The sequence below is a fragment of the Rothia sp. HMSC069C03 genome (assembly GCF_001811075.1).
In the GTDB taxonomy this organism is placed as follows: Bacteria; Actinomycetota; Actinomycetes; order Actinomycetales; family Micrococcaceae; genus Rothia; species Rothia mucilaginosa.
This window is the reverse complement of record NZ_KZ627128.1, coordinates 47,205-56,978: the sequence shown is the minus strand read 5'-3', so window position 1 is coordinate 56,978 and position 9,774 is coordinate 47,205. Positions and strand designations below refer to the sequence as shown.

Genomic DNA, 9,774 nt, shown 5'->3' with positions numbered 1-9,774 from the left:
GCTCCTCAAGGAGCAGACCGGGGGTCTTCTATCCTGTATCAGCCGTACCTACAGTACCTACAAGGCCTACAGGGGGCACGAGCTTATCGGCGCATAACCTTCTTCGCCAGGAAGTTACCGAGGAACTGAACCAGCTGAACCAGGACGATAATAATCGCCACAACAGCCCAGGTGATCTCATCGTTGAAGCGCTGGTAGCCGTCCACAATCGCGATTTTACCCAGACCGCCAGCACCCACGTAACCGGCCATAGCGGACATATCCACCACGCCAATGACGAGGAAGGTGTAACCGAGGATCAGCGGGCCAAGCGCCTCCGGAATCATCACGGTGAACAGGATGGTCAGCTTCGAAGCGCCCATCGCACGCGCCGCCTCAATCACACCCGGGTCAATGGAGACCATGTTCTGCTCCACGATACGGGCAATAGCGAATGCAGCACCGAAGCTCATCGCGAAGACCGCCGCATTCACGCCCAGGCGGGTACCCACCACGGCGCTCGTCAGCGGGCCCAAAGCCGCAATCAAAATAATGAACGGAATCGGGCGAATCACGTTCACCAGAATGTTCAGGATCGTGTACACGAAACGGTTCTGGAAGATATTACCCTCACGGGTGGTGTACAGCAGAGCACCCACAATCAGACCAACCAGACCGGCACACACCATGGTGATAGACACCATGTAGAACGTATCGCCGATAGCCGGAAGCAGCTTCTCGGGCAGGAACTCGGACCAGTCCGTCTTAGACGCAGCCAGCGGAAGAGTAGTAGCAAACATTTAGCGTACCTCCTGCACGCGGGCAACGGTCTTCAGTTCGGCAACGGCGGCATCAATGCTGGTGATTTCGCCGAGGAGTTCCAGGGTGAGGGTACCGTACGCCTTGCCCTGCAGGGTCTCAATACCGCCGCCCACAATGTTGAAGCGGACGTTACGGGCGCCCAGGTAGGACAGCACCTTACCGAGCTCCTGGTTACCCTCCACGATTTCAACGTTGATGAGGTAACCCTTGTGGTTTGCGCGCAGCTCAGCCGCTTCCTTGCCGGTGGGGGCGAGCTTAACGGTGGTCGCAACAAACAGCTTTGCCACGTCGGTCTGCGGGTTGGAGAAGACGTCGTAGACGTTGCCCTGCTCCACCACGCGGCCGGACTCCATGACAGCCACACGGTCAGCGATGCTGGAGACCACGTCCATCTCGTGGGTAATCACCACGACGGTCACACCCAGTTCACGGTTCACACGCTTAAGGAGCGCAAGAACTTCATGAGTGGTTTCCGGGTCCAGTGCGCTGGTGGACTCATCAGCCAGCAGCAGGGCAGGGTTGGTCGCGAGCGCACGAGCAATGCCCACACGCTGCTTCTGACCGCCAGAGAGCTGGTTCGGGTAGTGACCTGCACGGTCGGCAAGACCCACGAACTCCAGCATTTCCAGGGCGCGAGCGCGGCGGTCCTTCTTAGACCAGCCGGCAATCTTCAGCGGGAACTCAACGTTACCGAGCACGGTGCGGGAGTTCATCAGGTTGAACTGCTGGAAGATCATACCAATGTTGGTGCGTGCTTCACGCAGTTCAGAGTCGCGCTTACCGGAAATCTGGAAGCCACCGACGGTCAAGGTGCCGCTGGTGGTGGTTTCCAGGCCGTTGATGAGGCGGACCAGGGTGGACTTACCGGCGCCGGAGTAGCCGATGATTGCAAAGATTTCGCCGCGGTTAATGCTGAGGGAGACGTTGTCCACAGCAACTACTGCCTTGGGGCCGTTGCCGAAGACCTTAGAGACTCCGTCCAGAACCACCATGGGCTCGGTGCTGTCACCGAAGCTCTGTACCAGTTCACTCATAAGTTTGTATCCGTTGTATGTCGTGGTTGGGGCGCTAAAGGGCATTAACGCCCTTACGCAAAGGACGGTAAGCCTGTCGTGACCCGCATCGGGTGCTTAGACTTACCGCCTTTGCGTATGCCTAGAGGAGGCGTGTATTTAGAAGATTACTTCTTGGCGCGCAGCTTGGCTTCTTCGTTAGCCAGGGACTGACGCAGCTCGTCGGTGCTCACGTTGACCTCAACAGCGGTGCCGCGGGTCTCTTCCTGAACAACATCCATGACGGGCTTGGTGTGGAAGATTTCAACAATCTTCTTGTAGGTCTCGTCGTCAGCCTTGTCCTTCTGAGCAACGAAGAGGTTCACGTACTTGATTGCCGAGGGGTCGGTCTTGGGGTCGTCCTGAGCCAGGGCGTCTGCGGGCTTCAGGCCTGCATCCTTGAGGAAGTCGTTGTTGACGACTGCGCCGTCAGCGGACTCCATGCCAACCACGGTCTGGGTTGCGTCGACGGGGGTGACCTTCACCTTGGAGTTAGCGATGTCCACGTCGTCGATGGTGGGTGCGTCAACATCAGCGTTCTTGAAGGTAACCAGACCGTTGGTCTTCAGCAGCTTCAGCGCGCGTGCTTCGTTCACGGTGTCGTTCGGGATAACGATCTCGCCGCCCTGGGGGATGTCAGCCAACTTGGAGTGCTTCTTAGAGAACAGAGCCATCGGGTAGATGACGGTCGGGCCGACAATCTGCAGGTCCTTCTTAGCGCTCACGTTGTAGTTGGACAGGTACGCGATGTGCTGGAAGCGGTTCATGTCGATATCACCGGCGTCCAGTGCGGGGTTCGGCTCGGTGTAAGCGCTGAACTCCTTGAACTCAATGTCGATACCCTGCTTCTTAGCTTCTTCCTTCAGGGTCTTGTTGAACTTCTCAGAGCCAACCACACCGATGGTGACCTTCTTGGATGCGGAAGAGGAGGAAGAGGAGGAGGAGTTGGTGGAACCGCAGGCTGCCAGGCCAAAGACCATGGGGACAACTGCGAGTGCAGCAGCAAACTTCTTCACGGCTATGAATCTTTCTGTTGAATGATGATGCGTTCCACCGGGTGCTCACGTTGGTACTAGCACATCCGATGGGAATGATGATGGGACAATTACAGCACGCACAAGGGCGGGTGTGGAAGTTAATGGCTATTCATGAGACACAGAACGTCAAGGTCGTCATATTTTGTCACAATTCGTCACGCAGTGATTATTTCCAGGTCGCAAAGCGTCATTGACGGTGTATTCAGGCGCACACAAAGGCGTATACAAAACGCCGGCCCGGGTACAAAAAACCCAAGCCGGCATCCATAGTGCCACCCGATACGGGCGGGCGGGGAATCAACCTACTGATCGAACTCGCCCGAAGCAATCAGCTGCTCACGCACCTTACGGCGCAGAACCTTACCCAGCATCGAACGGGGCAGGTCCTCCACCACCACGATGCGGCGCGGAACCTTATAACGGGTCACCTTCGAATAGCAGTGCTCACGCAGAGTATGCTCCTGCACCACTCGACCCGGGGCGGGAACCACAGCGGCAACCACCATCTCGCCACCGGCGGGCAGCGGAATACCGACGACTGCCGCATCCGCGACCATGTCGTGCTGCTTGAGGGCGACCTCAACCTCCGTCGGGGAGACGTTGAAACCGCCGGTAATAATAACTTCCTTGATGCGATCAACAATCTGAATGAAGTAGTCCTCGTCCAGGCGCACAATATCGCCGGTACGCAGCCAACCCTCAGGAGTGATGGTCTTCGCCGTCTCGTCCTCACGCTTCCAATAGCCAGCAAAACGCTGAGGGCCCTTCACCCATAGCTCGCCCTCTTCGCCCTCGGGCACGTCCTCGCCGGTCTCCGGGTCCACCACACGAATATCGGTGGAGGGGAACGGAACACCAATAAAACCGGCACGGCGAGTGTCATTAAGCGGGTTGCAGGACACCAGCGGCGCGCACTCGGTCAGGCCGTAACCTTCCACCATGAAACCGCCGGACGCTTCCTCCCACTCGGCAACCAGCTCAGGCGGCAGGTTCATTGCGCCAGAGACCGCGTAACGGATACCCTCCAGGGACACACCGCGCTTCTTCGCCTCATCCATCAGGCGGCGATACACCGGCGGAACCGCAGGAAGAATGGTCGGGCGGGTCTTCTTCATCGCCTTCAAAATCAGGTCCATGTCCACAGTCGGGAACAGCACCAGGCGGGCACGGCACAGCGACGCAATCGTCACGCCCAGGGTCATACCGTACGCGTGGAACAGCGGCAGAACCGAGTAAATCACCTCGTCATCGCCCGGGTTAATCCATGCCTCACCCATGCGGCCGTTAGACTCCAGATTGCGGTGCGTGAGCATCACGCCCTTCGGCAGGCCGGTCGTGCCCGAGGTGTACTGCAGCAGCGCGATATCGTGCGCCGTCGGGCGGTGATGCGACGGGTCAATACACTCGCTCTTCACCAGCTGAGCCCACGACACCGTACCCGGCGCAGGACCGGTCAGCTTCTTACGCGAAGCACGCGCACTCTTCAACGGTAGCTTCAGCGCGGTACGCATCAGCGCGGGCATCGCCGAAATCATGTTCACCGAATAAATATGGTTCGGGCGGATATCCGCAGGAAGACCCGTAATATGCGAGGCGATCTTATCCCACACAATCGCGACCTTCGCGCCGTGATCCTCAAACATGTGACGCAACTCCGCGCCCGTGTACAGAGGGTTATGCTCCACCACAATCGCGCCCAGGCGCAAAATCGCGTAGAACGCCGCAATATGCTGAGGGCAGTTCGGCAAAATCAGCGCCACACGGTCACCCGCCTGCACACCAGCCACACGCAGACCCTCCGCAGCACGCTCAATCTGGTCCCCCAACTCGGCGTAGGTCGTGGTCGCGCCAAAGAACTCCAGCGCCACCTTGTGGGGTACGGTGCGGACCGCCTCGTCAATGAGGTGGCTCAGCGAAGTTTCGGGCAGCTCAATATCGCGGGCAGTCCACGGAGCATAATTCTTCAACCAGGGGCGATGCGCCAACGGATGCGCACCAGCCGATACGCCAGCGGGGGATGCAGGTGCCGCCGCATCCTGCAGGTTCGTGTTCTTCTGAGCCTCAGTCATGCATTGATTGTGCCTTCCCGTGCCCATACCCTTCAACTCAGCCGCGTTTCTTTCCACGCTGAAAATCACACGGTGCACCCGCCCCAGATACCGCAATAAACGCCGAAACACTAAGGTAAACCCAAGCAACTCTGGGATACTTAAAGCATGAGTAAACGACAGCAAGACATCACTGACGAGCAGTTCAAGAAGCTCCTCCGCGAAATTTCCAAACGATTCGCCATCGCCGGAGGAGTCGTCATCCTGTTCGGAATGGCCATCATCGCACTTGCTTACCTTCTGGGAGGAGCCCACTAATGCACACCCCGCAGCGCCCCAACGGCGACATCTTCAACCGCATGGTCTCCGGCGCCGCCTACATGCCCGACGCCGAATGCGCCGCGCAGACTAAGCGCATCCACGCTGCAACCGTCCTCGCCGAAGAACACTACGCACGCGGCGAGCAGGCACAGGCAATGCACGTCTACCGTGAACACCTAGGCCACCTGGGCGAGCACTCGCACATCCGCCCCGGCGCACGCTTCGACTACGGCGTGAACACCTATATTGGTGACGGCTCCTTCTTCAACTTTGGCTGCGTCTTCCTGGACGTCTGCCCGATCCGCATCGGCTCCACCGTGCTCGTCGGCAACAACGTACAGTTCCTCACCCCCACCCACCCGCTCAACCCGGTCGACCGCGCCGCATACTGGGAAGGTGGCGAGCCCATCACCGTTGAAGACAACGTCTGGATCGGTGGCGGCGCCATCATCCTGGGCGGTGTGACCATCGGCAAGAACTCCGTGATTGGCGCGGGCACCGTCGTCACCAAGGACGTCCCGGCTAACTCCCTCGTGGTGGGCAACCCCGGCCGCGTGGTCCGCCCCCTGGACGAGAACGAACGCCCGGCATACCCGCACACTTACGCCGCAGAAGCCCTGGAAGAAGCACGCGCCTTCTACGCTGACCGCAACCGCTAAATCAGCACCCAGGACTAGAATCCAAAGGATTTAATGAACGCACAGAACAACACCCCGCAGCAGCGCCCGGCCGCCGCGGCGTCCTCCCCCACCGAAAGTGACCTGTGGGAGGCGGCATTCTCCTCCGACGACCCCACCGTGGTTCTGACCGATGAGGAGCTGAACGCCGCACGCCGCGCCCACGAAAAGGCGCGTGAGGCGGCCTCTTCGGCTCAGTCCTCCGCGCAGTCCTCGCAGGATGCGACCCGCCCCCTCACCGAGGTGGCTACCGCAACCCAGCCGCTCCTCTCCGCAAACAGCGCTGCTCAAAGTACAGAATCCGGCGCTGACTTGGGCGAACCCGCTACCGACAACCTCAGCTGGCTCGACAAGCCTGCGGCCCCCAACACGGATAACGTGCGCGGCGGCGCAGCCCCCGCTACCGCACCTACCGCTGCGGCAAGCTACGAGGTGCCCGCACCCGGCAACGCCCATACGGCATCGAACGCCCCGCAGGCTGCCCCCGCGGCAGATGACCACTTCGTCATCCCCACCCCCGCAGGTGATGCCGCTGGCTCGGAACCCATCCTCACCGCTGCAACCGCGCTGTCCATGCAGAAGAGCCGCTACTCCCGCATGCACCTGCTACCCGGTCTGCTCGGCTGGCTAATCACCATCTCCCTCATGGACGGTGGCCTGTGGGCTATCCAGTCGTGGCTGACCCTGACCGGTCAGAGCGAGTCCATCGAGTACGCCTCTGTGGTCTCCCGACTCTTCAGCGGCGCGTCGAACGCCATGCCGGTCGCGGTGGCGTTGAGTGTGCTCATTTTCTTCGCTTACCTGGTGGGCGGTTACGCTGCGGGACGCATGGCACGATTCGCCGGCGCGAAGCAGGGCATTGCCGTGTGGCTCTGGCAGATTATGGCGCTCATCCTCGGATCCCTGGCGACCTTCCTCACGCCTCAGCTGTTCCAGAATGGTGTCGCGTCCCTGTCCCTGCAGAAGCTGATTGCGGGCGATTTCGCGAACGGCCTGCTCGCGGTTCTGCTGGTTCTGGCGTTGAGCTTCCTCGGCGCTATCCTCGGCGGCCTATTGGGACGCCTGTACCACCGCCGCGTGGACAAGTACCCGAGCGACCAGGTGGCACGCGAGGACGCCTAACTTAGGTTTCTAAGCGCGCACCTCGGCGTTAGAGAATACAGAAAACCTCCGGTACCTTGCGCAAGGTACCGGAGGTTTTCTGTATCTAAATATCTGTATCCTAAACAGCCTCAGCTACCCAGCAATACAGCACTGACTAGCCAAAATGTGCCGCCTAGTGGTCCAGCAGCAGTGCAGGCTCCTCAAGAATCGCGGCCACATCTGCCATGAAACGAGCCGACAGGTCGCCATCCACCACACGGTGGTCGAAGGAGCCACCCAGGGTCGTCACCCAGCGAGGAATAACCTCACCATCAACCACCCACGGCTTCTGCTTAATCGTACCGAAGGCAACAATCGCCACCTCACCGGGGTTAATAATCGGGGTACCCGTATCAATACCCAGCGAACCGATGTTCGTAATGGTCAGGGTGCCGTTCGCCATCTCAGCGGGCTGAGTCTTACCCTCACGGGCGCGAGTGGTCAGGTTGTTCAGCGCAATAGCCAGCTCACGCAGGGACAGCTCCTGAGCGTCCTTAATGTTCGGAACCATCAGGCCGCGCGGGGTCGCCGCAGCAATACCCAGGTTCATGAAGTGCTTAATCTGGATTTCACTATCGGTCCAGGTCGCGTTGACCTGCGGGTTACGCTCAGCAGCCCAAATGACCGCGGCGGCAAGCACCAACAGCGGGGTGACCTTCACGCCCTCAAAATGGCGGGACTTCTTCAAGCGCTTCACGAACTCCATGGTGCGGGAGGCATCAACATCCACAAAGATGGACACGTGCGGAGCGCTAAACGCCGAAGAAACCATCGCCTTCGCGGTAGCCTTACGCACGCCACGCACAGGGATGCGCTCAATGCGGTCACCGGGGGTGGCTGCGGGCTCCCAGAACGTCTGGCGGGCGCCGCTATGCTGCACATCGCTCAGGTGCGCCACATAGTTCATGAGGTCCTGCTTGGTCACCTGGCCGCGCGCACCGGTAGCGGTCACATTCGCCAGGTCAACGCCCAGCTCCTTTGCGGCAAGACGCACCGGAGGCGGAGCGAGGGTCGGGCGGTGCGGAACCTGCTCGGGAGCCAAAGTCGGCGCGGGAGCCGCTGCAGGCTCGGGTGCCAGACGCTGCACCACCGAATTCAGCGGGGTGTTCTCCACAAAGCGGGAGGCGCGCTCAGCCAGCTCGCTCAGCAGGCCCTGGTTGCGGTTCGCCAAGTCGGCGGGGGTGTGCGCCACGGGTACCTGAACAGCCGGTGCGACCGGTGCCGCAGCAGCCTGTGCGGGCTGGGTTGCGGAGGCGGGGCGCTTGCGGGCGCGACGCTTCACAGCATCCGCCTTGGGGCCGGAACCGACCAGCGCGGTGCCGGACTCAGGCTCTGCCGCGGCGGGTGCCGCCGGGGTTGCGGGGGCGTTGTCGCCACCGGAGATGCTGATGATCGGGGTGCCCACCTCAACGGTTTCGCCTTCGGCAACGAGCAGCGCCTCGACGGTGCCGGCGAAGGGCGAGGGAAGCTCCACAACGCTCTTTGCGGTTTCAATTTCGACGAGGACGTCGTTGATGGCGACCTCGGTGCCGACTGCCACCTTCCAGCTGAGGATTTCTGCTTCGGTCAGGCCTTCGCCCACGTCAGGGAGCGGGAAAATCTGGGACATTTTTACCTCTCACTAGGGCATATACCCTATACGGAATATTCTGTGCGGGCTCGCAACCCGCCATAGCGCAACACGCTGATACGTCAGATCAGGGAATGCCTAGTAGTCAAAAGCGCGGTCAACCGCCTCAAGAATACGGTCAATATCGGGCACGTACTCTTCCTCAACACGGGAAACCGGGTACGGCATGTAGTAGCCGCCAACGCGAATCACCGGCGCCTGCAGGCTGTAGAAGCAACGCTCCGTAATCGCCGCAGCCAACTCACCGCCCATACCGCCAAAGGTCGGCGCCTCGTGCGCGACAATCAGGCGGCCAGTCTTCGCCACCGAAGCGGCAACGGTCGGCACATCCAGCGGCGAAATCGAGCGCAGGTCAATAACCTCAATCGAACGGCCATCCTCCACGGCAGCCTCTGCCGCTGCCAGAGCAACCGGCACCAGCGGACCGTACGCAACGATGGTCGCGTCCGTACCCTCACGCACCACCTGGGCGCTAAACGGATCAAAGGAAGTATCGCTAAAGTCCACTTCACCCTTGAGCCAGTAGCGGCGCTTCGGCTCAAAAATAATGACCGGGTCGGGGCACTCAATCGCCTTGCGGGTCATCCAGTACGCCTCGTGCGGGGTCGAGGGGGTCACAATACGCAGACCCGCAGTGTGGGCAAACAGCGCCTCCGGGGACTCGGAGTGGTGCTCCACCGAACCAATCACGCCACCGTACGGAATGCGGATAGTCACCGGTACCGTGTACTGCTTATCGGTGCGGTTGTGGATCTTCGCCAGCTGGCTCGTGATCTGGTTGTAGGCGGGGAACACGAAGCCGTCGAACTGAATCTCCGGCACGGGGCGGTAGCCACGCAGCGCCATACCGATGGAGGTGCCGATAATGCCGGACTCTCCCAGGGGCGCATCCATGACGCGACGGGTGCCGAAGCGCGCCTGCAGGCCCTCGGTCACACGGTACACGCCGCCGAGCTTGCCGATATCCTCACCGAGCATGACGACGGTGCGGTCGGCTTCCATGGCGTCTTCCAGGCCGCGGGTAATCGCCTTGGCGAGGGTCAAACGTTCAATTTTCTCGCTCAT

At 60.6% G+C, this 9,774-nt stretch carries 9 protein-coding genes; 3 read left to right on the top strand and 6 right to left on the bottom strand.

What is annotated here, in order from left to right; genetic code table 11:
- Positions 1-83: 83 nt before the first annotated feature.
- From HMPREF2779_RS01075 to HMPREF2779_RS01060, 4 genes are all read right to left on the bottom strand, one after another.
- Positions 84-779: a methionine ABC transporter permease gene (locus tag HMPREF2779_RS01075; protein WP_105360609.1), complete on the bottom strand. Its 696-nt coding sequence runs from the start codon at positions 777-779 to the stop codon at positions 84-86.
- On the bottom strand, positions 780-1,835 hold the full coding sequence (locus tag HMPREF2779_RS01070) for a methionine ABC transporter ATP-binding protein (RefSeq protein WP_105360608.1): 1,056 nt from the start codon (positions 1,833-1,835) through the stop codon (positions 780-782).
- A gap of 146 nt (positions 1,836-1,981) precedes the next feature.
- Positions 1,982-2,869 (bottom strand): MetQ/NlpA family ABC transporter substrate-binding protein, encoded by an 888-nt coding sequence (locus HMPREF2779_RS01065; protein ID WP_105360607.1) that lies wholly within the window; start codon positions 2,867-2,869, stop codon positions 1,982-1,984.
- 323 nt (positions 2,870-3,192) lie between these two features.
- Positions 3,193-4,959, bottom strand: coding sequence for a long-chain-fatty-acid--CoA ligase (locus tag HMPREF2779_RS01060; protein ID WP_105360606.1), 1,767 nt, complete (start codon positions 4,957-4,959; stop codon positions 3,193-3,195).
- Between the two features lie 147 nt (positions 4,960-5,106).
- Between HMPREF2779_RS01060 and HMPREF2779_RS09000 the strand changes: the two genes are divergently transcribed.
- Genes HMPREF2779_RS09000 through HMPREF2779_RS01050 form a run of 3 tightly spaced genes read left to right on the top strand, consistent with a single transcriptional unit; the run spans position 5,107 to position 7,058 of the window.
- Positions 5,107-5,256 carry a hypothetical protein gene (locus HMPREF2779_RS09000; RefSeq protein WP_005504480.1) on the top strand — a complete coding sequence of 50 codons (150 nt, stop codon included), beginning with the start codon at positions 5,107-5,109 and terminating at the stop codon, positions 5,254-5,256.
- Positions 5,256-5,918, top strand: coding sequence for a sugar O-acetyltransferase (locus tag HMPREF2779_RS01055; RefSeq protein WP_070685983.1), 663 nt, complete (start codon positions 5,256-5,258; stop codon positions 5,916-5,918). Before HMPREF2779_RS09000 ends, HMPREF2779_RS01055 begins: the two co-directional genes overlap by 1 nt.
- Before the next feature lie 33 nt (positions 5,919-5,951).
- On the top strand, positions 5,952-7,058 hold the full coding sequence (locus HMPREF2779_RS01050) for a hypothetical protein (RefSeq protein WP_105360605.1): 1,107 nt from the start codon (positions 5,952-5,954) through the stop codon (positions 7,056-7,058).
- Between the two features lie 154 nt (positions 7,059-7,212).
- Here the strand turns inward: HMPREF2779_RS01050 and HMPREF2779_RS01045 are convergent, their stop codons facing one another.
- Both HMPREF2779_RS01045 and HMPREF2779_RS01040 read right to left on the bottom strand, forming a co-directional pair.
- Entirely contained in the window at positions 7,213-8,688 is a 1,476-nt protein-coding gene (locus HMPREF2779_RS01045) for a dihydrolipoamide acetyltransferase family protein (protein WP_105360604.1), read from the bottom strand.
- A gap of 99 nt (positions 8,689-8,787) precedes the next feature.
- Positions 8,788-9,774 (bottom strand): alpha-ketoacid dehydrogenase subunit beta, encoded by a 987-nt coding sequence (locus tag HMPREF2779_RS01040; protein ID WP_070685977.1) that lies wholly within the window; start codon positions 9,772-9,774, stop codon positions 8,788-8,790.